The organism is Pseudoxanthomonas taiwanensis (assembly GCF_010093135.1).
Lineage (GTDB): Bacteria > Pseudomonadota > Gammaproteobacteria > Xanthomonadales > Xanthomonadaceae > Pseudoxanthomonas > Pseudoxanthomonas taiwanensis.
On the sequence record NZ_PDWK01000003.1, the window covers coordinates 1 to 22,796 of the forward strand.

At 74.1% G+C, this 22,796-nt stretch carries 20 protein-coding genes and 2 pseudogenes; 14 read left to right on the forward strand and 8 right to left on the reverse strand.

The genetic code is table 11. The features are described from left to right. Nucleotides 1-256: 256 nt before the first annotated feature. The 7 genes and pseudogenes from ftsE to CR938_RS01095 form a co-directional block, all read left to right on the forward strand. A complete protein-coding gene (ftsE, locus tag CR938_RS01065; protein ID WP_162123235.1) occupies nucleotides 257-943 on the forward strand; it encodes a cell division ATP-binding protein FtsE in 687 nt (228 codons plus the stop codon). Continuing rightward, nucleotides 940-1,884: a permease-like cell division protein FtsX gene (gene ftsX / locus CR938_RS01070; protein ID WP_162123236.1), complete on the forward strand. Its 945-nt coding sequence runs from the start codon at nucleotides 940-942 to the stop codon at nucleotides 1,882-1,884. Before ftsE ends, ftsX begins: the two co-directional genes overlap by 4 nt. Further along, nucleotides 1,884-2,723, forward strand: a complete 840-nt coding sequence (locus CR938_RS01075; RefSeq protein ID WP_162123237.1) for a response regulator — start codon at nucleotides 1,884-1,886, stop codon at nucleotides 2,721-2,723. Before ftsX ends, CR938_RS01075 begins: the two co-directional genes overlap by 1 nt. Nucleotides 2,724-2,732: 9 nt before the next feature. Beyond that, a complete protein-coding gene (ung, locus tag CR938_RS01080; protein WP_162123238.1) occupies nucleotides 2,733-3,458 on the forward strand; it encodes a uracil-DNA glycosylase in 726 nt (241 codons plus the stop codon). A gap of 183 nt (nucleotides 3,459-3,641) precedes the next feature. Continuing rightward, on the forward strand, nucleotides 3,642-4,517 hold the full coding sequence (gene rpoH, locus CR938_RS01085) for an RNA polymerase sigma factor RpoH (protein WP_162123239.1): 876 nt from the start codon (nucleotides 3,642-3,644) through the stop codon (nucleotides 4,515-4,517). Nucleotides 4,518-4,606: 89 nt separating this feature from the next. Continuing rightward, nucleotides 4,607-5,266: a trimeric intracellular cation channel family protein gene (locus tag CR938_RS01090; protein ID WP_425502393.1), complete on the forward strand. Its 660-nt coding sequence runs from the start codon at nucleotides 4,607-4,609 to the stop codon at nucleotides 5,264-5,266. Nucleotides 5,267-5,323: 57 nt separating this feature from the next. Then, nucleotides 5,324-6,099: pseudogene (locus CR938_RS01095) on the forward strand (NYN domain-containing protein); the annotation flags it as partial. Here the strand turns inward: CR938_RS01095 and CR938_RS01100 are convergent. Continuing rightward, nucleotides 6,098-8,305, reverse strand: coding sequence for a primosomal protein N' (locus CR938_RS01100; protein ID WP_162123242.1), 2,208 nt, complete (start codon nucleotides 8,303-8,305; stop codon nucleotides 6,098-6,100). The pseudogene CR938_RS01095 and the gene CR938_RS01100 overlap by 2 nt on opposite strands. A 470-nt stretch (nucleotides 8,306-8,775) precedes the next feature. On the opposite strand from CR938_RS01100, the gene CR938_RS14510 reads away from it, so the two are divergent. Then, nucleotides 8,776-10,092, forward strand: a complete 1,317-nt coding sequence (locus CR938_RS14510; RefSeq protein WP_246190930.1) for a hypothetical protein — start codon at nucleotides 8,776-8,778, stop codon at nucleotides 10,090-10,092. A gap of 7 nt (nucleotides 10,093-10,099) precedes the next feature. Here CR938_RS14510 and CR938_RS14900 read toward each other — a convergent pair. After that, nucleotides 10,100-11,176 (reverse strand): annotated as a pseudogene (locus CR938_RS14900) (DUF3667 domain-containing protein). Between the two features lie 97 nt (nucleotides 11,177-11,273). Here CR938_RS14900 and CR938_RS01115 point away from each other — a divergent pair. Beyond that, nucleotides 11,274-12,641 carry an MATE family efflux transporter gene (locus CR938_RS01115; RefSeq protein ID WP_162123243.1) on the forward strand — a complete coding sequence of 456 codons (1,368 nt, stop codon included), beginning with the start codon at nucleotides 11,274-11,276 and terminating at the stop codon, nucleotides 12,639-12,641. 78 nt (nucleotides 12,642-12,719) lie between these two features. Next, nucleotides 12,720-14,624, forward strand: coding sequence for a signal peptide peptidase SppA (sppA, locus tag CR938_RS01120; protein WP_162123244.1), 1,905 nt, complete (start codon nucleotides 12,720-12,722; stop codon nucleotides 14,622-14,624). A gap of 19 nt (nucleotides 14,625-14,643) precedes the next feature. On the opposite strand, the gene CR938_RS01125 is transcribed toward sppA, so the two are convergent. Further along, nucleotides 14,644-14,868 carry a hypothetical protein gene (locus CR938_RS01125; protein ID WP_162123245.1) on the reverse strand — a complete coding sequence of 75 codons (225 nt, stop codon included), beginning with the start codon at nucleotides 14,866-14,868 and terminating at the stop codon, nucleotides 14,644-14,646. Nucleotides 14,869-14,913: 45 nt separating this feature from the next. Between CR938_RS01125 and CR938_RS01130 the strand changes: the two genes are divergently transcribed. Then, nucleotides 14,914-15,690, forward strand: a complete 777-nt coding sequence (locus CR938_RS01130) for an SDR family oxidoreductase (protein WP_162123246.1) — start codon at nucleotides 14,914-14,916, stop codon at nucleotides 15,688-15,690. 29 nt (nucleotides 15,691-15,719) lie between these two features. On the opposite strand, the gene CR938_RS01135 is transcribed toward CR938_RS01130, so the two are convergent. The 4 genes from CR938_RS01135 to CR938_RS01150 form a co-directional block, all read right to left on the reverse strand. Beyond that, on the reverse strand, nucleotides 15,720-16,460 hold the full coding sequence (locus tag CR938_RS01135) for an endonuclease/exonuclease/phosphatase family protein (protein ID WP_246190933.1): 741 nt from the start codon (nucleotides 16,458-16,460) through the stop codon (nucleotides 15,720-15,722). Between the two features lie 98 nt (nucleotides 16,461-16,558). Further along, nucleotides 16,559-17,374 (reverse strand): thiol:disulfide interchange protein DsbA/DsbL, encoded by an 816-nt coding sequence (locus CR938_RS01140; protein WP_162123248.1) that lies wholly within the window; start codon nucleotides 17,372-17,374, stop codon nucleotides 16,559-16,561. Between the two features lie 41 nt (nucleotides 17,375-17,415). Then, complete coding sequence (locus CR938_RS01145) at nucleotides 17,416-18,072, reverse strand: thiol:disulfide interchange protein DsbA/DsbL (RefSeq protein ID WP_162123249.1); 657 nt, start codon at nucleotides 18,070-18,072, stop codon at nucleotides 17,416-17,418. Nucleotides 18,073-18,197: 125 nt separating this feature from the next. Then, on the reverse strand, nucleotides 18,198-18,983 hold the full coding sequence (locus CR938_RS01150; protein ID WP_162123250.1) for a c-type cytochrome: 786 nt from the start codon (nucleotides 18,981-18,983) through the stop codon (nucleotides 18,198-18,200). A gap of 141 nt (nucleotides 18,984-19,124) precedes the next feature. Here CR938_RS01150 and yihA point away from each other — a divergent pair, with 141 nt between their 5' ends. Then, nucleotides 19,125-19,727 (forward strand): ribosome biogenesis GTP-binding protein YihA/YsxC, encoded by a 603-nt coding sequence (yihA, locus tag CR938_RS01155; RefSeq protein WP_162123251.1) that lies wholly within the window; start codon nucleotides 19,125-19,127, stop codon nucleotides 19,725-19,727. Between the two features lie 21 nt (nucleotides 19,728-19,748). Here yihA and CR938_RS01160 read toward each other — a convergent pair whose 3' ends face one another. Continuing rightward, nucleotides 19,749-20,462 carry a VIT1/CCC1 transporter family protein gene (locus CR938_RS01160; protein ID WP_162123252.1) on the reverse strand — a complete coding sequence of 238 codons (714 nt, stop codon included), beginning with the start codon at nucleotides 20,460-20,462 and terminating at the stop codon, nucleotides 19,749-19,751. An 87-nt stretch (nucleotides 20,463-20,549) separates the two neighbouring features. On the opposite strand from CR938_RS01160, the gene CR938_RS01165 reads away from it, so the two are divergent. Continuing rightward, nucleotides 20,550-21,998 (forward strand): glutamate--cysteine ligase, encoded by a 1,449-nt coding sequence (locus CR938_RS01165; protein ID WP_425502394.1) that lies wholly within the window; start codon nucleotides 20,550-20,552, stop codon nucleotides 21,996-21,998. A gap of 500 nt (nucleotides 21,999-22,498) precedes the next feature. Then, entirely contained in the window at nucleotides 22,499-22,774 is a 276-nt protein-coding gene (locus CR938_RS01170) for a metal/formaldehyde-sensitive transcriptional repressor (protein WP_162123254.1), read from the forward strand. Nucleotides 22,775-22,796: the final 22 nt, after the last annotated feature.

Consider the following 22,796-nt stretch of genomic DNA (forward strand, 5'->3'; position numbering starts at 1 on the left):
CCCCGCCGCGGCCGCCGTGCCAGGCCGCGTCACCCCGCCGCACAGGCGGCCTGACCCGGCCACCCCACCCCCCAGCCCGGCGCCCCGGCGCGCGAGCGCCAGGCCGCGCCGGCGCCGAAGCCGGAGCAGGGTCGCGGCGATTCGTTCCTGACCCGCCTGGGCCGCAAGCTGCGCGCGCTGGTCACCGGCGGCTGAGCGCCGTCCCGGCCGCCCGCGCCGCGGGCACGGGCGGCCGGAGTCCGACATAATCGCGGGCATGAGCGTCCTGCGGTTCGAGAACGTCAGCAAGCAGTACCCCGGCGGCCACAGGGCGCTGGTGGACGTCAGCTTCGAGGTCGCCGAGGGCGAGATGCTGTTCGTCACCGGCCACTCCGGCGCGGGCAAGAGCACGCTGCTGAAGCTGATCCACCTGGCCGAGCGCCCGACCTCGGGCGCGGTGCTGTTCGGCGAGCGCAACCTGCAGCGGGTGCGCGGCCGCCAGGTGCCGCTGCACCGCCGCGAGGTGGGCGTCGTCTTCCAGGACCACCGCCTGCTGACCGACCGCACCGTGGGCGAGAACGTGGCCCTGCCGCTGATCCTGCGCGGCACCCCGCGCGCGGAGATCGGCAAGCGCGTGCGCTCGGTGCTCGAGCGCATGGGGCTGGGCCACCGCGAGAAGGCCCTGCCGACCCAGCTGTCGGCCGGCGAGCAGCAGCGTGTGGGCATCGCCCGCGCGATCGTCGCCGAGCCGCGCCTGCTGGTGGCCGACGAGCCGACCGGCAACCTCGACCCGACCCTGTCGGCCGAGATCATGGCCCTGTTCGCCTCCCTTCCCGAGCGCGGCACCAGCGTGCTGGTGGTCAGCCACGACCTGCCGCTGCTCAAGCGCATGCGCAAGCGCGTGCTGGTGCTCGACCACGGGCGCCTGGTCGACGACATTTCGCCGCAGGACCTGGCCGAATGAGCAGCAAGCCCTCCGTCCCCCGCCCGCGCTCGCGGTTGCGGGTCTGGTTCGAGCAGCACCTGCACGGCCTGGCCTTCAGCCTGGGCCGGGCGGTGCGCAAGCCCTGGGCCACCGCGCTGACCGTGGCGGTGATGGGCGTGGCCCTGGCCCTGCCGCTGGGCCTGTCCATCGTCATGGACAACCTGCGCCACTTCGCCGGCAGCGTGCAGCAGTCGCGCGAGATCAACCTGTTCCTCAAGCTGCAGGTGGATACGGCCGCGGCCGAACGCCTGGCCGCGACCCTGCGCGGGCGCGGCGACGTGGCCGGCGTGGAGGTGCGCACGCCGGCGCAGGCCCTGGAGCAGTTCCGCCAGGACAGCGGCCTGGGCGAGGCGCTGGACGCGCTCGGCGAGAACCCGCTGCCGACCCTGCTGATCGTCACCCCGGCCGGCGACGACGACGCGCGCCTGGTGGCCGCGCTGCGGGCGCTGCCGGAGGCCGACCTGGTCCAGCACGACGCGCTGTGGCGGCAGCGCCTGGACAACTGGCTGCGCTTCGGCCAGCGCGTGGTGCAGGTGCTGGCGGTGCTGCTGGGCCTGGGCGCGCTGCTGGTGGTGGGCAACACCGTGCGCCTGGACATCCAGTCGCGGCGCGAGGAGATCGGCGTGCTGCAGCTGTTGGGCGCCAGCGACGGCTTCATCCGCCGGCCGTTCCTGTACCTGGGCATCTGGTACGGGCTGGGCGCCGGGCTGGTGGCCCTGGGCCTGCTCGGCGCGGCCGGCCTGGCCCTGGCCGGGCCGCTGGCCGAGCTCAGCGCCAGCTACGGCAGCCGGTTCGCGCTCAAGGGGCTGGATGCGCTGCACTCGGGGATGGTATTGGTGGGCACCGTGCTCCTGGGGTGGCTGGGGGCGTGGCTGGTGACAGGACACTTCCTGCGCCAGACCCGGCCGACGGAAACCTGATGTCGCAGCAAGAACTCAAGCACCTGATCAGCGACGCGCCGCGGGTGATGGTCACCGACGGCTCGAAGCTGGTGCGCAAGCTCATCGCCGACGTGCTGGTGCGCGAGCTGCCTGCCGTGCAGGTGGTCGGCTGCGCCGGCATCGAGGAGGCGCGCCAGGCCCTGGAGCAGGGGCCGGTGGACCTGGTGACCACCGCCCTGGCACTGCCCGACGGCGACGGCCTGGAGCTGGCGCGGCACGTGCGCGCGGCCAACGGCCAGGCCTACGTGCCGGTGATCGTGGTCTCCGGCGACGCCCAGCAGCACCTGGTCGAGCGCCGCTTCAACGAATACGTCACCGACTACTTCGACAAGTCGCTGGGCCACGAGGCGCTGGCCGAGTTCATCCGCGGCTACGTGCAGCCGCAGCCGATCCCCGGCGCCACCGTGCTTTACATCGAGGACAGCCGGGTGGTGGCCGAGGCGACCAAGCGCATGCTCGAGCGGCACGAGCTGAACGTGCTGCACGTGCTCACCGCCGAGGAGGCCTTCGCCCTGCTCACCGCCGAGTCGCTGGGCCGCACCCCGCACAGCATCGACCTGGTGCTGACCGACGTGACCCTCAAGGGCGAGCTGAGCGGGCGCGACGTGGTCCAGCGCATCCGCGTGGACTTCGGCTACGGCAAGCGGCGCCTGCCGGTGCTGGTGATGACCGGCGACACCAACCGCCACAACCAGTCCGAGCTGCTGCGCGCCGGCGCCAACGACCTGGTGCAGAAGCCGATCGAGGAGCGCCTGCTGGTGACCAAGGTGCTGTTCCAGCTGCGCCTGGCGCGGCTGGGCGGCCGGGACGGCGGCTGAGCGGGAACGATGGCCGGGGACGCGGACCGCATCCGCCTGGAACCCTCGTGGAAGGCGCGCATCGGCGACTGGCTGCTGCGCCCGGAGATGCGCGAGCTGGCCGCGTTCCTGCGCCAGCGCAAGGCCGCCGGGGTGCCGGTGTACCCGCCCGGGCCGCGCATCTTCGCCGCCTTCGACGCCACCCCCTTCGACCAGGTCAAGGTGGTGATCCTCGGCCAGGACCCGTACCACGGTCCCGGCCAGGCCCACGGCCTCTGCTTCTCGGTGCTGCCCGGCGTGGCCGTGCCGCCCTCGCTGGAGAACATCTTCAAGGAGATCGAGGACGAGCTGGGCATCCCGCGCCCGGACCACGGCTGCCTGCTGCCGTGGGCGCGGCGCGGCGTGCTGCTGCTCAACGCGGTGCTGACCGTGGAGCAGGGCCGGGCCGGTTCCCATCAGGGGCGCGGCTGGGAGGGCTTCACCGACCACGCCATCGAGACCCTGGCGCACGAGCGCGAGGGCCTGGTGTTCATGCTCTGGGGCAGCTACGCCCAGGCCAAGGGCAAGGTCATCGACCCGCGCCGGCACCGGGTGCTGAAGGCCCCGCACCCCTCGCCGCTGTCGGCCTACCGCGGCTTCTTCGGCTGCGGCCACTTCGCCGCCGCCAACCGGTACCTGGTCCAGCGCGGCCAGGCGCCGATCGACTGGTCGCTGCCGCCGCGGGCCGAAGTCGAGGCCATGCTGGCCGCCGGCTGAAGGCCGCCCCGCCCCCGCGGGCCCCGGCCGGCCAACCGCGGCTGAACGGCGGCCGAGGTAAACCATTGAATCGAAAGGGGAGTGCCCCAAGGTGGGCCGGGCGCAGCCGTGTTCCACCGGCGCAATGCTGGGAACCATCCAGCGTGTTAGCAGTCAAAGACCCCGATTGCTAAGATGCCTGCCATGACCCAGAACCGTTCCACCAGCCTCGTCGCCAACAACCTGCCGATCCCCAGCCCGCTGGGGTCGCTGGAGGCCTACATCGCCGCGGTGCACCAGATCCCGGTGCTCAGCGCCGAGGAGGAGCAGGCGCTGGCCCGCCGCTACCGCGACCACAACGACCTGGACGCGGCGCGCGAACTGGTGCACTCGCACCTGCGGTTCGTGGTGCACGTGGCCCGCGGCTACAGCGGCTACGGCCTGCAGCTGGGCGACCTGATCCAGGAAGGCAACATCGGCCTGATGAAGGCGGTCAAGCGTTTCGACCCGGACCTGGGCGTGCGCCTGGTCAGCTTCGCCGTGCACTGGATCCGTGCCGAGATCCACGAGTTCATCCTCAAGAACTGGCGCATCGTCAAGGTGGCCACCACCAAGGCCCAGCGCAAGCTGTTCTTCAACCTGCGCAAGGCCAAGACCCGCCTGGGCTGGATGAATGCCGAGGAGGTCAGCGCCGTGGCCCGCGACCTCAACGTGCCCGAGCGCGAAGTGCTGGAGATGGAGGCGCGCCTGTCCGGCCGCGACATCGGCTTCGACGCCCCGGCCGACGAGGACGACGACCACGCCACGCCGTCGCCGGCCGCCTACCTGATCGCCCACGAGGCCGATCCGTCCGAGGCCTACGAGCGTGCCGACAGCGAGGAGAACCAGCTGCAGCTGCTGCGCGAGGGCCTGGCCAACCTGGACCCGCGCTCGCGCGACATCATCTCCCGCCGCTGGCTGGACCCGGACAGCAAGGTCACGCTGCAGGAGCTGGCCGACGAGTACGGCGTCTCGGCCGAGCGCATCCGCCAGATCGAGGCCAACGCCATGAAGAAGATGCGCGCGCTGCTGGCGGCCTGACCTCCCGCAGGCGACGTCTGCTCCGGAAGGCCCGCGCGAGCGGGCCTTCGCTTTTCCCGGGGCGGCTGACAGCGTGCCGGTCCGCTGCGATGCTTGCCCGGTCCTCCTGCCACCATGCCCGCGCCGTGAGCTTCCTGCTGCTGCCGTTCGACCTCCTTGGCACGTTCGTCTTCGCCCTGAGCGGCGGCACCCTGGCGGTGCGCTACCGCCTGGACCTGTTCGGGGTGCTGGTGCTGTCCTGCGCCGCGGCGGTGGCCGGGGGCATGGCCCGCGACGTGCTGATCGGCGCCACGCCGCCGGCGGCGCTGGCCGACTGGCGCTACCTGGTCGCGGCGATGCTGGCCGGCATCCTCACCTTCCACCGCCACCAGACCATCGAGCGCCTGCGCAACCCGGTGCAGCTGTTCGACGCCGCCGGCCTGGCCCTGTTCGCGGTGCTGGGCACCGGCAAGGCGCTGGACTACGGCCTGTCGCCCTTCGCCGCCACCCTGCTGGGCGTGCTCAGTGGCATCGGCGGTGGCGTGGCCCGCGACGTGCTGGTGGCGCGCACGCCGGTGGTGCTGCAGGCCGAGCTGTACGCGGTGGCGGCGCTGGCCGGCGGCGGCGTGGTGGCGCTGGCCGAGGTGTTCGCCCTGCCGCGCGAGCCAGCCATGGCGGTGGGTGCCGCGGCCTGCTTCGGCCTGCGCTACATGGCCATCCGCCACGGCTGGCACCTGCCCTCGGCGCACCTGCCCGAGGACCGCGGCTGACGCCGGTCCGGCCGGGGCTGTGCCAGACTGCCGGCAGTCCCCGCCCGAGGTGCCGCCATGGCCGAACCGGAAAAACGCATCGCCCTGCTGATCGACGCCGACAACGCCCCGGCCTCGAAGATCGACCTGGTGCTGGCCGAGGTGGCACGCCACGGCGTGGCCAACGTGCGCCGCGCCTACGGCAACTGGAAGAGCCCCAACCTCAAGGGCTGGGAGGCGGTGCTGCACGAGTACGCGATCCGCCCGATCCAGCAGTTCGCCTATTCCAGCGGCAAGAACGCCTCGGACATGGCCTTGGTGATCGACGCCATGGACCTGCTGTACGCGCGCAACCTCGACGGCTTCGCCATCGTCTCCAGCGACGCCGACTTCACCCCGCTGGTGATGCGTCTGCTCACCGACGGCATGAAAGTGTACGGCTTCGGCGAGAAGAAGACGCCCATGCCCTTCGTCAACGCCTGCTCCAAGTTCACCTATCTGGAGGCGCTGGGCGGTGGCGCCGACAACGACCAGGCCTCGGCCACCGCGCCCAGGGACGCCCGGGAGCTGCGCAGCGACGCGCGCCTGGTGCAGATGCTGCGCAACGCGGTGGATGCCGGCAGCGGCGAGGACGGCTGGACCCGGCTGGACGTGGTCGGCAGCCAGATCGGCAACCAAGCCTCGTTCGACCCGCGCAACTACGGTTACCGCAAGCTCTCGGACCTGGTGAAGGCGATCGGCCTGTTCGAGCTGAAGGAGGAGGGCAAGACCCTCTGGGTGCGCGACAAACCGCGCCGGCGCACGGCGGCGAAGAAGAAGGCGGGCTGAGGCCGGCGCTTCCGGCCGGCGGCGTCAGTACAGGTCCTGCGGATCCACGTCCAGCGACCAGCGCGTGCGCCGCGCCTCCGGCAGCGCGTACAGCGCCGGCAGCGCTGCGTCCAGGCAGGCGTGCAGGGCGCGCCGCTGCGTCGCCGACAGCAGCAGCTGCATGCGGTAGTGGCCGGCGCGGCGCGCCATCGGCGCGGTCACCGGGCCGTGCAGCTCCACCGCATGGCCGCCGGCCTGCGCGGCCTGCTCCAGCCGCTGGCGTGCGGCGCGCAGGAACGCGCCGGCGGCCTCGGCCCGGGCGGCCTCGGCGCGCATCAGGGCCAGGTGCGCGAACGGCGGGAACGCCGCGGCCCGGCGCAGCTCCAGCTCGGCGGTGGCGAAGCTGTCGTAGCCGCCGCTGATCAGTGCGTGCAGCAGCGGGTGGTCCGGATGGTGGGTCTGCCACCACACCTCGCCGGGCTTGCGCGCGCGCCCCGCGCGGCCGGCGACCTGCACCAGCAGCTGGGCCAGCTTCTCGCCGCCGCGGAAGTCGGAGGAGAACAGGCCCTCGTCCACGCCCACCACGACCACGCGGGTGAGGTTGGGCAGGTCGTGGCCCTTGGCCAGGATCTGGGTGCCGACCAGGATGCCGGGCGCATCGCCCAGCTCGGCCAGCAGCTTCTGCAGGCCGTCGCGGCGCGCGGTGGTGCCGCGGTCGATGCGCAGCACCGGCCAGGCGGAAAAGCGCTCGGCCAGCAGCTCCTCCAGGCGCTCGGTGCCCACGCCCTGCGGCTGCAGGGCCAGGCTGGCGCAGGCCGGGCAGGCCTGCGGCCGCGGCTGGCGGTGGCCGCAGTGGTGGCAGACCAGGCGCCCGCCGCCGGCGTGCACGGTCATCGGCGTGGCCTGCACCTGGGTGCTGCAGCGCGGGCAGTGCGCGCTCCAGCCGCAGTCGTGGCACAGCAGCACCGGGGCATAGCCGCGGCGGTTCTTGAACACCAGCACCTGGCCGCCGTCGCGCAGCGCGGCCTCCATCATCTGCAGCGTCTCCGGGGCCAGGCCGGCCTGCAGCGGGCGCTTACGCACGTCCACGATGCGCACCGCCGGCGGCCGTGCCTCGCCGGCGCGGCGGCGCAGGCGCAGGTGCCGGTAGCGGCCGGCGCGGGCGTTGTGCAGGGTCTCCAGCGAGGGCGTGGCGCTGCCCAGCAGCACCGGCCCGTCCAGCGCCTTGCCGCGGGCCAGGGCGAGGTCGCGGGCGGGGTAGCGGATTCCGTCCTGCTGCTTGTAGCTGCCGTCGTGCTCCTCGTCGACCACGATCAGGCCGGCCTCCGGCAGCGGGGTGAACCCCGCCGAGCGGGTGCCGACGATCACCCGCGCCTCGCCGCGCCAGGCCGCGGTCCATACCCGCGCGCGCTCGCCGTCGGCCAGGCCGGAGTGCAGGGCGTGCACCGGCACGCCCAGGCGGGCGCGGAAGCGCTCCAGGGTCTGCGGGGTCAGGCCGATCTCCGGGACCAGCACCAGCGCCTGGCGGCCGCGCGCCAGGCACTGGGCGATGGCGTGCAGATAGACCTCGGTCTTGCCGCTGCCGGTCACGCCCTCCAGCAGCAGCGGGGTGAAGCCCCGGGCGGTGGTGATGGCGGCGATGGCCTCCTGCTGCTCGGGATTGGGCTCCGGGCCCGGGCGGGGGGCCGGCGCGGCGGCCCGGGCCGGTACCGCCACCCGCTCGGCGTAGCCGCGTCTGGCCAGGGCGCGGGCGGCCTCGCGCCAGTCCTCCAGCTCCAGGTCCAGCTGGTCCTCGCCGCAGGGGCCGGCGGCCAGGCGCTCGGCCAGGGCGCGCGGCCGGCCGCCGCGGCGCAGGCCACCCAGACCGGTGGCGCCGGCCTTGGTCAGGTGCCAGGCCCAGGCGTGGGTGTCCGGCAGCGGCTCGCCGTTGCGCAGCGGCGCCGGCAGGGCGGTGGCCAGCACCTCGCCCAGCGGGGCGTGGGTGTAGCGGGCCAGCCAGCGCAGCGAGTCCAGCAGCTCGCCGGAGAACAGCGGCTCCGGGTCGGGGAAGCCCAGGGCCGGGCGTGGCTCCACGCCCGGCTCGGGCTCGCCGGGGGCGGCGCCCCCCCCGACCAGCTCGCGCGGGCCGAACGGGACCCGCACCCGCCGGCCGACGTCCCCCGGGCCGGCCCCGGTCCCGGCGGGCGGCAGGTAGTCGAACAGCCGCGGCAGAGGCACGGGCAGGGCGACGCGGAGGCAGGTCGGCGGAGGCATCGGCGCAAGTCTACGGCCCGGGAGGGCCCGGACGCGCCGCCGGTTGCGCGCGGTTGCTGCCGCGCGGCTGATAAATGGCACGTAAACAGCCGCCCCGTCTGGGGGATTCCGGCTTATCCCCAAAAGCTGTGGATAAGCTTGTGCATGAACGCATTGCTTCACGCCGTAATCGCGGCGCCACGGGCACTTGGCTTGGGTTGGTCAAAAAAGTGTCAGGCAAAAAAGTATAATGAAATCAACGATATGCACGTGAAACATATGTGCATGCCGTCAAGGCCCGGGTTGGCCCGGGACAAGGCGCCGGCGACCTTTTGCGCTGTGCACAACCGGATCGCGGCCAAGCCCTTGTGGCGTCTGGCTGGAACAGTGGCGGCCCCGTCCGTCAAGCCGGCGCGGCCGGCTATGATCCCGCCCATGACGCCTGGCCACAGCAAGAAGCCCCGTTGAACCGCGGTGACGCACCTGCCGCCGTGGACGCCTTCCTCCGCGGCATCGAGCGCCGGGCTTGGCTGTTCCTGTGGCTGCAGGGCGGACGGCCGGAGGCGGCCGAACCGGCCCTGGCCGCGGCCCTGCGCGCCTTCGCCGGCGACGCCACCGGGCGGCCGATGGCCGAGTGGCCGGACCGCTTCTGGCGCCTGGTGGCGACCCTGCCGGTGCGCGAGGACGGCCACTGGCCGGAGCCGCTGGCCTGGCTGGCCACCCTGGGCTCGGAACCGCGCCGGGCGCTGCTGCTGCGCATGGCCGCCGGCCTGGACGAGCGGGCCGCGGCCGCGGCGCTGGACGTGACCCTGGCCACCTACCGCGAGCGCCTGTCCATCGCCTGCCCGCGCGATGCCGCCGGGGAGGCCGACGTGCGGGCCTGGCACCGCCTGGCCGAGGCGGTGCAGCAGGCCGGGCGCGAGCTGCCACCGGAGCGGCTGCGGCGGCTGGCGGAGTTGCGCGCGGCGGCCCTGCAGGGACGGCCGCTGCCGCCGGCCGCGCGGCCGGCGGCGCCGGCCCCGCGGCGGGCCACGGCCGTATCCGGACGCCGGCGCTGGATCTGGATGGCGCTGGTGGCGGCGCTGTGCGCCGCGGCCCTGGCGGCCACCTGGTGGCTGGAGCCGCCCGCCGCGGACGGCGCGCCTGCCGACGGGGGCGCGGACGGGGGCGAACTGCGGGTGACCGACCATGGCCCGATCCTGGTGGAGGAACTGCCCGCGCCGCCGGCGCCGGCGGTCGAGCCGGTGCCGGTGCCGCTGCCCGAGCCGCCGGCCGATCCCGTGGTGGCGGCGCTGGACCTGTACGCCTGGTACGCGGCCGGCGCGCCGGCTTCGGCCCTGGAGCGGGAGGCCGGTGGTGGCGCTGCCGCGGACGGTGAGGAAACGGACGCCACGCCGCGGGCACCGCCGCCGGAGGAACCGGCCGCGGCCTGGCAGCGCCTGGATCCGGTCGAGCAGCGCCGGGTGCGCGAGGCCGCCAGTGCCTTCCAGGCCCTGCCGCCGGCGCGCCAGGTGGAGCTGCGGGCGCAGTTCGCCGCGCTGGACGCGATGGAGCGGCGCGGCTGGCTGCTGGGGCCGGCGCTGGGCGCGGACTGGGTGGCGTTGCAGCCGCTGTTCGGCTTCGTCGGCGCGGACGAGCGCGAGGCGCTGCTGGCCGCGCTGCGCGGGCTGGGACCGGAGGCGCGTGCGCAGCGGGCCCGCCGGGCGCACCGCACCCCGCCGCAGGCGCGCGCCGCGCTGCGGCGCGAGCTGCTGGCCCAGCCGCCGGAGCGGCGCGCGGCATGGCTGGAGGCGGCGGCGCAGCGCTAGCGGCCGCTCAGATGCGGACCAGGCTCACCAGCAGCAGGGCCACCGCGGCCAGGCCCAGGACGGTGGCGTAGACGCCGCCGAGCACGGTGAACCGGGCCAGGGTGGCGAGCCAGCCTTCGGCGTAGACGCGCTTCTGCATCAGCAGCAGGTAGGCCGGCATCCACAGCCACAGGGCCAGCATCAGCAGGTCAAGGGTCCAGTCCAGCACCGCCAGGCGCCCGCCCCGCCAGTCGGACAGGGCCGCCAGCAGCATCTGCCCCAGCAGGGCCAGGCACAGGAAGGCGTGACTGTAGAGGGCCACCACCAGGTGCTCCAGGTACAGGCGGCCGCTGCCCAGGTAGACCAGCTTCAGCAGCAGGGCGAACAGCGGCACCAGCAGGAACAGCGCGGTGGGCACGCTGCCCAGGAAGGCGTTCTTGAGCAGCTCCGGATCCTGCTCCAGGCGTGCGGCGTTGCGCTCGATGCGCCGGCCCAGGCGCGCGCCCCAGTCCTCCGCGGGAGGCGCGGCGGGGGCGGCGTCCGCGTCGGTGGCCGTGGCCTGCGGGCGTGGCGGCGGCGTGCCGCCCAGGTCGCGGATCCGCGCATCGGCCTGGGCATGCACCGCCTCGAGGGTCTGTTCCAGTCCCTCGGTGGCCTACTCCAGCGGTGCCGGCAGCGCCGCCCTCGCCTGGCGCAGGCTGGCGACCTGCCCGCCGCGCAGGCGCTCGACCTCCTCCACCGTGCGTGCCTGCGCGATCGGGCGGCCCCCGGCGCGGACATCGACCGCGTCGCTGCCGAAGTGGACCACCAGACGGCCGACGAAGAAGGTCAGCACGCACAGCACCACGAACAGGCGCATCGGCTGCACGTAGGGCACGCGCCGGCCGGCCAGGTAGTCCTGGGCCAGGCGGCCGGGGGCCAGCAGGCGGCGCAGGGTGCGGAAGATGCGCCCGTCCAGGTGCCAGAACGACTCGAACACCTCTTCCACGGCGTGGCCGAAGCTGCGCACCGGGTTGTGCACGTGCTGGCCGCAATGGTGGCAGTACTCCCCCTGCAGCGGGGTGGCACAGTTCTCGCAGGCGTGCGGATGGCCTTCTGGGTGCATGCGTGGTGGGGCGGCCGGCGGGCGGGTAACATTAGCGGCCCGGCGGAGCCCGGTGCCAGTGCCTCCGGCACGGCCGTTGCCCGCGACCGCATCCCCCATGTCCGAACCCTTCCTGCCGACGCGCCGCTTCGGCCAGGAGTTGCGCGCCCCGTTCACGCTCGCCCTGCCGCTGGTGCTGGGGCACGTGTCCACCGGCCTGATCAACTTCGTCGACAACGTCATCGCCGGCCACCACGGCACGCGCACGCTGGCCTCGGTGACGGTCGGCACCGCGCTGCTGTGGCTGCCGATGATGGTGCCGATCGGCACCCTGATCGCGCTGACCGCCTCGATCTCGCAGCTGGACGGCGCCGGCCGCCGCGAGGCCATCGGCCCGCTGTTCCGCCAGGCGCTGTGGCTGGGCCTGGGTCTGGGGCTGGCGATGTTCGCCTTCCTGAGCCTGGTGCCGCTGGCGCTGCCGGGCTTCGGGATCGCCCCGGACATCGTGCCCGGGGCCACCGCCTTCGCCCACGCGGTGCGCTGGGGCGTGCCGGCGCTGGTGCTGTTCTTCTGCATGCGCTACCTGAGCGAAGGCATGCACTGGACACTGCCGACGATGGTGCTGGGCTTCGCCGGGCTGGCGGTGCTGGCGCCGCTGGGCTGGGCGCTGACCTTCGGCATCGGCCCGCTGCCGGAGCTGGGCGCGGCCGGCCTGGGCGCGGCCTCGGCCACGGTGATGTGGCTGCAGGCGCTGGCCTTCGCCCTGTACCTGGCGCGCAGCCGCCGCTTCGCTCCGCTGGGCCTGTTCGCGCGCCTGGAGCCGCCCGACCGCAGGGAGATCGGCCGCCTGCTGGCCACCGGCCTGCCGATCGGCGTGACGGTGCTGATGGAGGGCGGGCTGTTCATCGCCACCGCGCTGCTGATCGCGCGCCTGGGCGAGGTGCCGGCGGCCGCGCACCAGATCGCCATCAACGTCTCGGCGCTGTGCTTCATGCTGCCGATGGGCCTGGCCGAGGCCACCACCGTGCGCGTGGGCCACGCCCTGGGTGCGGGCGACGGCGACGGCGTACGCCGGGCCGCGCGCGCCGGCTACGCCATCGTCCTGGGCACCCAGGCCGCCTCGGCGACGCTGCTGTTGGCCGGGCACGAGGCCATCGTCGCGGTCTACACCTCCGACGCGGCGGTGGCGGCGCTGGCCTCCTCGCTGCTGCTGTACGCGGCCGCCTTCCAGTTCCCCGACGGCATCCAGGTCATGTCCGCCGGCGCCCTGCGCGGGTTGAAGGACACCCGCGTGCCGATGTTCCTGGCGGTGCTGGCGTACTGGGGCCTGGGCATGCCGCTGGGCGCCGGCCTCGGCCTGGGCCTGGGCTGGGGCCCGCCGGGCATGTGGGCCGGACTGATCGCCGGCCTGTCCGTGGCCGCCCTGCTGCTGGGCCTGCGCCTGGCCCACAGCCTGCGCCGCCTGCCGTCCGGCCCGGTGACCTGAGACCCATGCCACGCAGCGCGGCTGCCTGTATGCTGCGCCGCACATCCCCGACCAGAATTCCGCCCCGCCGGAGTCCCCATGAGCATCCCGCCGCCCCTGCCCCCGCGTCGCAACCCCGTGGCCCGCTTCTTCGTCGGGCTGTGGGACGTGATGAACTTCACCCGGCGGCTGGTCCTCAACCTGCTGTTCTTCGGCCTGCTGTTCCTGCTGCTGGTCGGCTTCATGGCGGCGGTGGCCGGCGGCGGCACCAAGCCGCTGCAGGACCGCACCACCCTGGTCCTGGCGCCGCAGGGCCGGCTGGTCGAGCAGTACACCGCCGACCCGTTCACCCGCGCCCTGGGCAAGGCGCTGGGCGACGACTCCACCGAGGAGGTGCAGCTGCGCGACCTGCTGCGCGCCATCGACGCCGCGCGCGAGGACAAGCGCATCGAGCGCGTGCTGCTGCAGCTGGACCGCCTGCAGCCTTCCGGCTACGCCTCGCTGCGCGAGGTGGCGCGCGCGCTGGCGCGCCTGCGCGAGTCCGGCAAGCAGGTGGTGGCCTTCGGCGAGAACATCGGCCAGGCGCAGTACCTGCTGCTGGCCGAGGCCGACGAGATCTACCTGGATCCGATGGGTGGCCTGCTGCTGGAGGGCTTGGCGCGCTACCGCCTGTACTTCCGCCAGGGCCTGCAGGAGAAGCTGGGCGTGGACGTGCACCTGTTCCGCGTCGGCGAGTACAAGTCGGCGGCCGAGCCCTACATCCTCGACGCGGCCTCGCCCGAGTCGAAGGAGGCCGACCTGTACTGGATGAACGACGTCTGGCAGCGCTACCTGGCCGACGTGGCCCGCGCGCGCGGGCTGGACCCGCAGGCGCTGGCCGCGGCCATCGACAACCTGCCCGACGGCATCACCGCCGCCGGCGGCGACCTGGCGCGCCACGCGCTGGAGCTGGGCCTGGTGGACGGGCTGAAGACCCGCGAGGAGGTGCTGGACCTGCTGGCCGAGCGCGGCGTGGCCGACGAGGACAGCGATCTGGGCTTCCGCAGCGTCGGACTGTCCGGCTACCTGCAGCAGCTGGACGCGCGCCGCAACCCGATCGACAAGCGTCCGCAGGTGGCGGTGGTGGTGGCCGAGGGCGAGATCGTCGGCGGCGAGCAGCCGGCCGGCCGCATCGGCGGCGACTCCACCGCCGCGCTGCTGCGCCAGGCGCGCGAGGACAAGGACGTGCGCGCGGTGGTGCTGCGCGTGGACTCGCCCGGCGGCGAGGTGTTCGCTTCGGAGAAGATCCGCCGCGAGGTGGAGCTGCTGAAGGACGCCGGCAAGCCGGTGGTGGTGTCCATGGGCGACCTGGCCGCCTCCGGCGGCTACTGGATCAGCATGGACGCCGACCGCATCTACGCCGATCCGTCCACCATCACCGGTTCGATCGGCATCTTCGGCCTGGTGCCGAACTTCACCCGCACCCTCGACAGGATCGGCGTGCACACCGACGGCGTGGGCACCACCCGCTATGCCGGCGCCTTCGACGTCACCCGCCCGCTGGACCCGGAGGTGGGCCGCGTCATCCAGGCGGTGATCGACAAGGGCTACGCCGAGTTCACCGGCAAGGTCGCGCAGGCGCGCGGCCGCACGGTGGAGGAGATCGACGCGGTGGCGCGCGGCCGCGTGTGGAGCGGCGCCCAGGCCCTGGAACGCGGCCTGGTGGACGAGCTGGGCGGCCTGGCCGAGGCCATCGCCGACGCCGCCAACCGCGCCGAGCTGGAGGAGGGCAAGTACCGGGTGCGCTACGTCGAGAAGCCCGCCTCGCCGTTCGCCCAGTTCATGGCCGGCATGGCCGGCAGCCACCTGGGCGCGCGCCTGCTGCGCGAATCCGGGCTGGCGCGGCTGGCCCTGGCCCGGGCCAGGCCCGAGGCCGAGGCACAGCTGCGCTTCGTCGAGCGCGCCCTGCAGGACCGCCACGGCACGCCGGTGAAGGCGCTGGCCTACTGCTTCTGCGGGCTGTGAGCCCGCCGGCGGCGCCGGCTCAGCGGCCGGCGTCGTCCGCGGCGTCGCGCCGGGCCGTGCCGTCCTGCACCGCCTGCTCTACCGCCCGCGCCTTCTGCTGCGGCGCCTGGATGGCGTCGCGCAGCGCGGTGGCCTTCGGCTCCGGTGGCCGCTCGGTCGGCGGCGGCTCGGGCCGGCACGCGGCCAGCACCGGCAGCACGGCGGCCGCGGCGGCCGCGGCCAGGCGGATCGGGATCCTCCACATGCGCTTGCGCTCCCGGGGTGAGGGCCTGCGGGCTATGCTACGCCCATGAACGGAAACCGTTGGCGACTGGACGGGCAACTGGCGCTGCTGACCGGCGCCTCGGCCGGCATCGGCCTGGCGATCGCGCGCGAGCTGGCGGCGCTGGGCGCGGACCTGCTGCTGGTGGCACGCGAGGAGGACCCGCTGCTGGAGGTGCGCGACGAGCTGGCCGACCGCTACCCGGCGCAGGACTTCCAGGCCATGTCCGCCGACGTGGCCGACGACGAGGACCGCCAGGCGCTGCTGGACTGGGCCGAGGACCAGGGCGACGGCCTGCACATCCTGGTCAACAACGTCGGCGGCAACATCACCAAGCCCGCGGTCGAGTACACCGAGGGCGAGTGGCGCGGCATCTTCGAGACCAACCTGTTCTCGGCCTTCGAGCTGTCGCGCTACGCCCACCCGCTGCTGGCCCGGCACCCGGCCTCGTGCATCGTCAACGTCGGCAGCGTCTCGGGCATCACCCACGTGCGCAGCGGCGCGCCCTACGGCATGACCAAGGCGGCGCTGCACCAGATGACCCGCAACCTGGCCTGCGAATGGGCCGCCGACGGCATCCGGGTCAACGCGGTGGCACCGTGGTACATCCGCACCCGCCGCACCGCCGGCCCGCTCTCGGACCCGGCCTACCACGACGAGGTGGTCGCGCGCACGCCGATGGGCCGCATCGGCGAGCCGGAGGAGGTGGCTGCGGCGGTGGCGTTCCTGTGCCTGCCGGCGGCCAGCTACATCACCGGCGAGTGCATCGCCGTGGACGGCGGCTTCCTGCGCTACGGTTTCTGACCGTCCGCGCGCCCGCGGGCGCGCGCGCCTTACGTGCGCAGCGCGTACTCGGGCACCTGGATGTCCATAGCCAGGGCCAGGTGGTCGGAATGGGCCGCCGGCAGTGCGCGCGCGCCGGCGCAGCGGATCTGGCCCCCGACCAGGATGTGGTCGATCGCGCGCTGCGGGCGCCAGCTTGGAAAGGTCGGCACCGGGCACTCGGGCGGGCGCAGGCCGGCGCGCCGGTACAGCACCTCCATCTCCGGCTGGTCGGGCTGGCAGTTGAAGTCGCCCATCAGCACCGCGTTGGGGTGGTCCTGCAGCAGCTCGGCGATGAAGGCCAGCTGCGAGTGGCGCGAGCGTGCGCCCAGCGACAGGTGGGCCACGGCCACGGTCAGGCCCTCGCGGTCGTCGCCGAAGTGGGCCAGCAGCACGCCGCGGCCCTTGATCCGGCCCGGCAGCGGGTAGTCGGCGGTGCGCACCGGCTCGATCCGGCTGAGCAGGCCGTTGGCGCTGGAGGCCACGCCGCCGACGCTGCGGTTGGGCTGATGGGTCCAGTAGTGGAAGCCGGCGCGCTGGGCCAGGTAGTGGGTCTGGTTGGTGAAGCCCGAACGCAGGCTGCCGGGGTCGGCCTCCTGCAGGCCGACGATGTCGTGCTCGGCGGCCAGGCGGGCGATGGCGTCCAGGCTGCTGCGCTTGCGCCCGGCCGGCAGTGCGTGCGACCAGCTGCGGGTGAAGTAGTCGCTGTAGCGGCGCGTGCTCGAGCCGGCCTGGATGTTGGCGCTGAGCACGCGCAGCGTACGCAGGCCCTCGGCCCCCGCCGCCTCGGCGGCGGGGGCGGTCGCATGCGGGGCGGCGGACAGGGCCTGGCTCATCGCGGGACCGGCGCTCAGTTGGCGCCGCCGCGCTCCCGCGCCACCAGCCACTCGGCGGTGCGCAGCATCTTCTCGAAGCCCTGCTGGTCCACCGCGATGGTGTACTTGCCGGCCACGACCAGCGATGGGGTGCCGTCCACCTTGGCCCGGGTGACGAACTGGCGGGCGCGGTTGACCTTGGCGTCCACGCCGAAGCTGTTGTAGGTGTCGGTGAAGCGCTTGGCGTCCACGCCGAACTTCGCGTAGAACGGCGCCAGATCCTCGGCCTTCACGTTCGGACCCACCGGCAGCTTGCGCTCCAGGTGGATGGCGGCGAAGGTGGCGTCGTGGGTGCGCTCGAGCACGCCCAGGGTCTCGGCCGCGTAGTAGGCGCGGGCGTACGGGGTCCAGTAGCCGCCGAACGGGGCCGGCACCGAGATCACGTTCACGTCGGCCGGCTGGCGGCGCTTCCAGGCCTGGAACAGCGGCTCGAACTGGGCACAGTGCGGGCAGGTGTAGCCGAACACCTCGGCCACCTCGATCTTGCCGGCCACCGGCTGCAGCGGCTGGCCGCCCTGGATCTCGATGTAGTCCACGCCGGCGACCGGAGCCGGACCGGCGGGCGGCTGCGGCGCGGGCGCCGGGGCGGTCGGCTCGCCCGCGGTGGTCTCCCCGGCGGCCGGGGTCCCGGCCGGGGCGTCGGCGGCCGGGGCCGCCTCGCTGGCGGCCGGAGCCGTGTCCGCCGCCTCCCCGGCGGCTCCGGGCTGGGCCGGGGCCGGGGCTTCGCCCTGGCCGGAGCAGGCGGCCAGGCACAGCAGCAGCGGCAGGAGCAGGCTCGGGCGCATTTTCATCGTTCGGTCTCCAAAGACGGGTCAGGGTCGGCCAGCGGCCGTCAACGGGAAGTCTGGGATGCCGCGGCGCGCGCGGCGGCGCGTTCCCGGGCGATCAGCCATTCGGTCGTGCGCAGCGTGTCCTCGAAGCTGCGGCCGGCCACGCGCCAGCGGCCGTTGACCACCAGGGTCGGCGTGCCTTCCAGGCCGGTCTGGCGCAGCCAGGTCCGGGCCTTGTCGATATGGGACTGCACCTCCGGGTCCGCAAGGGTGGCGCGGAACCGCTCCGGCTCGATGCCGAAGCCGGCGAAGAAGTCGGACAGCTCCTGCGGGGTGGGGTTGCGCGGCAGGCTGCCGCGCTCGTGCAGGGCCTCGAACACGGCCGGGTGGGTGCGCCCGGCCACGCCCAGCCTGACCGAGGCGAAGTACACCCGCGCCCAGGCGTCGCTGGTCCCGCCGAAGGCCACCGGCACCGGCACCAGGTCCACGTCCTTGCCCTGGCGGCGGTGCCACTGGCGCAGCCGCGGCTCGAAGTGGGCGCAGTGCGGGCAGGTGTAGCCGAAGATCTCCACCACCTCGATGCGGCCCGGGCGCGGGTCCCAGGCGCCGGCCTCGATGCGCACGTAGTCCACGCCCTCGACCGGCTCGGGGCCGGCCGGGCGGGCGGCGGGCAGCGCCAGGGAAGTCAGCAGCAGGAGGACGGTCAGCAGCGGCTTCATCGGCAGCTTCGGAGGTCTGGCGGCCCCGTCTCCGCCCGGGCCGGAAAAAAGGACGCCGGCCCGCGGGCCGGCGTGAACGGGAGAGAGAGACCGCGATCGCTCAGACCGCGGTCCGCTCCGCAAGTTCACGAGCCCGGTGCTTCCGCGACCGCGACGTCGTCGGCGCGGTTGTGCAGGCCTTCCAGGTAGCTGGCCAGGGCGCTGATCTCCTGGTCGGTCAGCTTGCCGGCGACCTGGGCCATGATCTGGAACAGCTTCGGGTCGCGCTCGCTGGTCACGCCGGCCTTGTACTCGGTCAGGCGGCGGGCGGTGTAGTCGGCCACCTGGCCGCCCACGCGCGGGTAGGCCGGGCCCGGGTTGCCGGCGCCGGACGGGCCGTGGCAGGCCATGCAGGCCGGGATGCCGCGCTCCGGGTCGCCGCCGCGGTACAGCTTCTGGCCGATCTCGTAGAACTTCATGCCGGCGTACGGGCCGTCGGTGACCTCGGCGTCGTCGGCCACGCCCGCGGGCGCCGGCAGCTGGGCGAAGTAGGCACCCACGTCGCGCATGTCCTGCGGGCTCAGCGCCTGGGCGAAGGGCACCATCACCGCGGCCATGCCGGTGTGGCGCTCGCCGCTGGCGAACAGGGCCAGCTGGCGGGCGATGTAGCGCTCGCTCTGCCCGGCCAGGTGCGGGTACATGGTCGGATCGATCGACTTGCCGTCCGGGCCGTGGCAGGCGGCGCAGGTCGCGGCCTTCGCCTGGCCGGCCTCGGCGTCGCCCCAGTGGGTCTTGCCCAGGTCCACCTCCAGCGGCGCGGTTTCCACCGGCTCGCTGTCCGGGATCGGCACGACCGTGGTCTGGGCGGCGTAGGCGGCGGTGACGACCGCGACGGCCAGGCCGGCAAGGACGAAAACGCGAGCGTGGCGCATGCTTGGGCTCCGGAAACTCGATCGGCGCGGCCGGCGCGATGCCCGGTCGCAAACACCCGGATTATCCTCGCGCCGGGGCAGTACGGTCAACGAAACGCCGGTCCGTGCCGCGGCCCGCCCCGGCCGTGCCATCCTATGCCGATGGCCAACCCCCTCGAGAAAGCCCGCTACCTGGGCGCCGCCCACACGCCCGCCCAGCTGCCGGCCGACGGCGGCCACGAAGTGGCCTTCGCCGGCCGCTCCAATGCCGGCAAGTCCAGCGCGCTCAATGCCCTGACCCGGCAGAACACCCTGGCGCGGGTGTCCAAGACCCCCGGCCGCACCCAGCAGCTGGTGTTCTTCGAGGTCGCGCCGCAGCGCTACCTGGTGGACCTGCCCGGCTACGGCTACGCCAAGGTGCCGATGGAGATGAAGGCGCACTGGCAGAAGTTCCTGGACGGCTACTTCCGCCAGCGCCAGGCCCTGCGCGGCCTGGTGGTGGTGATGGACATCCGCCACCCGCTCAAGGACTACGACCGGCAGATGCTCGACTACGCCGTCGCCCGCGGCCTGCCGGCGCACGTGCTGCTGACCAAGGCCGACAAGCTCGGCCGCGGCCAGCAGGCGCAGGCGGTGCAGGCCGGGCGCCGCGAGCTGGCCGCCGCCGGCGCCGGCGGGGGGGGGGGGCAGGCCTTCTCCAGCCAGACCCGCCAGGGCGTGGACGAGGCCTGCGCGGGGNTGGCCGGCTGGCTGGAGCTGGCGTAGGCCCCGTCCGGCCCGGCCGGGTCAGACGGAAATCCCGACCAGGCTGCCGACCGCCTGCGCGGCGGCCATCGCCGCCACGCCCCAGAAGCCCACGCGCAGCGCCCCGCGCAGCGGCGAGGCGCCGCCGGCCCAGGCCGCCAGCGCGCCGGACAGCGGCAGCCCGGCCACGGTGGCGGCGATCACCACCGTGCCGATCGCCCCGGCCGGCGCCAGCACCGCGGCCAGCATCGGCAGCAGCGCACCGGCGAAGAATGCCGACGCCGAGGCCAGCGCCGCCTGCACCGGCCGGGCGCGCAGCTCCTCGCTGATGCCCAGCTCGTCGCGCGCGTGCGCGGCCAGGGCGTCGTGCGCGGTCAGCTGTTCGGCCACCTGGCGGGCCAGCGCAGGGTCCAGGCCGCGGCGTTCGTAGATGGCGGCCAGTTCCTGCAGCTCGGCCTCGGGGAACTCGCGCAGCTCGCGCTGCTCGATGGCGATGTCGGCCTGCTCGGTGTCGGCCTGCGACTTGACCGAGACGTACTCGCCGGCGGCCATGGACATGGCCCCGGCCACGGTGGCGGCCACGCCCGCGGCGAGGATGGCCCCGGCCCCGGCGCCGGTGGCGGCCACGCCGACCACCGTGCCGGCCACCGAGACGATGCCGTCGTTGGCGCCCAGCACCGCGGCGCGCAGCCAGCCGACGCGGGCGGTACGGTGCACTTCCGGGGAGGGGCCGGGGAGATCCTGCTTGCGGCTCATGGTGGTCCTCTCGAGGGCTTTCCTGCACCACGACCGGGGGGGCCGTGGAGCCGGTCTGGCGGAACTCTGTGACGCCGGGCGCGCAACATGGCCGGCGGGCCGGCACGATATAGTGCCGCAGCGCGGGCCGCCCGCGCCCATTCCCGCCACCCTGATCCAGCGAGCCCGCCTTTGTCGAGCCCCAGCCACGTCGCCGATACGCCCATCACCCAGCGCAGCCAGCTGGTGGAGACACTCGCATCCGGTGAAAAGCCGGAGGCGGCCTGGCGCATCGGCACCGAGCACGAGAAGTTCGGCTTCCGCCTGGACGACCTGCGCCCGCCGGCGTTCGATGGCGAGCGCGGCATCGAGGCCCTGCTCAAGGGCCTGACCCGCTTCGGCTGGACCCCGGTGGAGGAGGGCGGCCACGTCATCGCCCTGACCCGCGGCGGCGCGTCGGTGACCCTGGAGCCGGCCGGCCAGCTGGAGCTGTCCGGCGCGCCGCTGGAGGACATCCACCAGACCTGCATCGAGCTGGGCAGCCACCTGCGCGAGGTGCGCGAGGTGGCCGACACGCTGGGCATCGGCTTCCTCGGCATGGGCTTCCAGCCCAAGTGGCGGCGCGAGGACATGCCGTGGATGCCCAAGGGCCGCTACCGGATCATGCGCGCCTACATGCCGAAGGTCGGCAACCTCGGCCTGGACATGATGACCCGCACCTGCACCGTGCAGGTCAACCTGGACTTCGCCTCCGAGGCGGACATGGTGAAGAAGTTCCGGGTCTCGCTGGCGCTGCAGCCGGTGGCCACGGCGCTGTTCGCCGATTCGCCCTTCACCGAGGGTCGGCCCAACGGCTTCCTCAGCTACCGCTCGCACATCTGGACCGACACCGACCCGGACCGCACCGGCATGCTCGACTTCGTGTTCGAGGACGGATTCGGCTACGAGCGCTACGTGGACTACCTGCTCGACGTGCCGATGTACTTCGTCTACCGCGACGGCGTGTACCACGACGTGGCCGGGCAGAGCTTCCGCGACTTCCTCGAGGGCCGGCTGCCGGGCCTGCCCGGCGCACTGCCGACCCTGCGCGACTGGGCCGACCACATGACCACCGCCTTCCCCGAGGTGCGCCTGAAGAAGTACCTGGAGATGCGCGGCGCCGACGGCGGCCCGTGGAACCGGCTGTGTGCGCTGCCGGCGTTCTGGGTCGGCCTGCTGTACGACGACGCGGCCCTGGACGCGGCCTGGGACCTGGTGAAGGACTTCAGCATGGAGGAGCGCCACGCCCTGCGTGATGGCGTGCCCAGGCACGCGCTCAAGCTGCCGTTCCGCGGCGCCACCGTGCGCGAGCTGGCCATCGAGGCGCTGAAGATCTCCGCCGCCGGCCTGCGCCGCCGCGCCCGCTGCAACGCCGACGGCATCGACGAGAGCCGCTTCCTGGAGCCGCTGGTCGAGTTCGCCGAGGCCAACGAGACCCCGGCCGAGCGCAAGCTCGCCCTGTTCCACGGCCCCTGGAACGGCGACATCGACCGCGTCTTCCGCGAGTTCGCCTACTGACCCGCCCGCCGGCCGGGCCTGCCTCCGGTGCCCGACCCGCGTGGGCCGCACGCGGCGGCGTTGGCCGGGTGGTGCGCCTGGCGCAGGCGCGTGTGCCACGACCGGCCGGCCCCGTCGCGTCGCCGCTGACACGGCGGCTGCAGGAGCATGCGCCGCCCGCCTGTAGGAGCCGCGTCCGCGGCGACCCGACCGGCGGATCCAGACCCGCGTTCAACCGCCCCGCCGGAACGGAGATCCCCCGTGGCGGCCCGCCATGCCGATGCCTCCGCCCCGCCGGAACGAATCCCGCGGGCGCCCACCGATGCCCTTGTCGCGCCGAACGGCGGGGCATGCACGCGTCCCCGGCACGGGTGCCCGCGCCACGACCGGCCGGCCCCGTCGCGTCGCCGCTGACACGGCGGCTGCGGAGCAGGGCGCGGCGTTCCCTCGTCAGCAAGGTGAAGCCACCACCGCGCCGGCCTGGCCTATACTCCCCCCGAGTATCCGCCGGAGCCTGTGCCATGCCGCATTCTCCCGAGGAGAAGAAGAAGGCCCTGGCGCGCGTGCGCCGCATCCGTGGCCAGCTGGACGCGCTGGAGCGCGCGCTGGAGGCCGGCGCCGACTGCGCGCCGGTGCTGCAGCAGCTGGCGGCGGTGCGCGGCGCGGTCAATGGCCTGATGTCCGAAGTGCTGGAAAGCCATCTGCGCGGGGTGCTGGCCCGGCCGGCCGGGCCGCCGCAGCGGCGCCGCGCCGCGCTGGACGCCACCCTGGCGCTGGTGCGCCGCTACCTCAAGTGATCCGCCGTCCCACCGTCCCAGG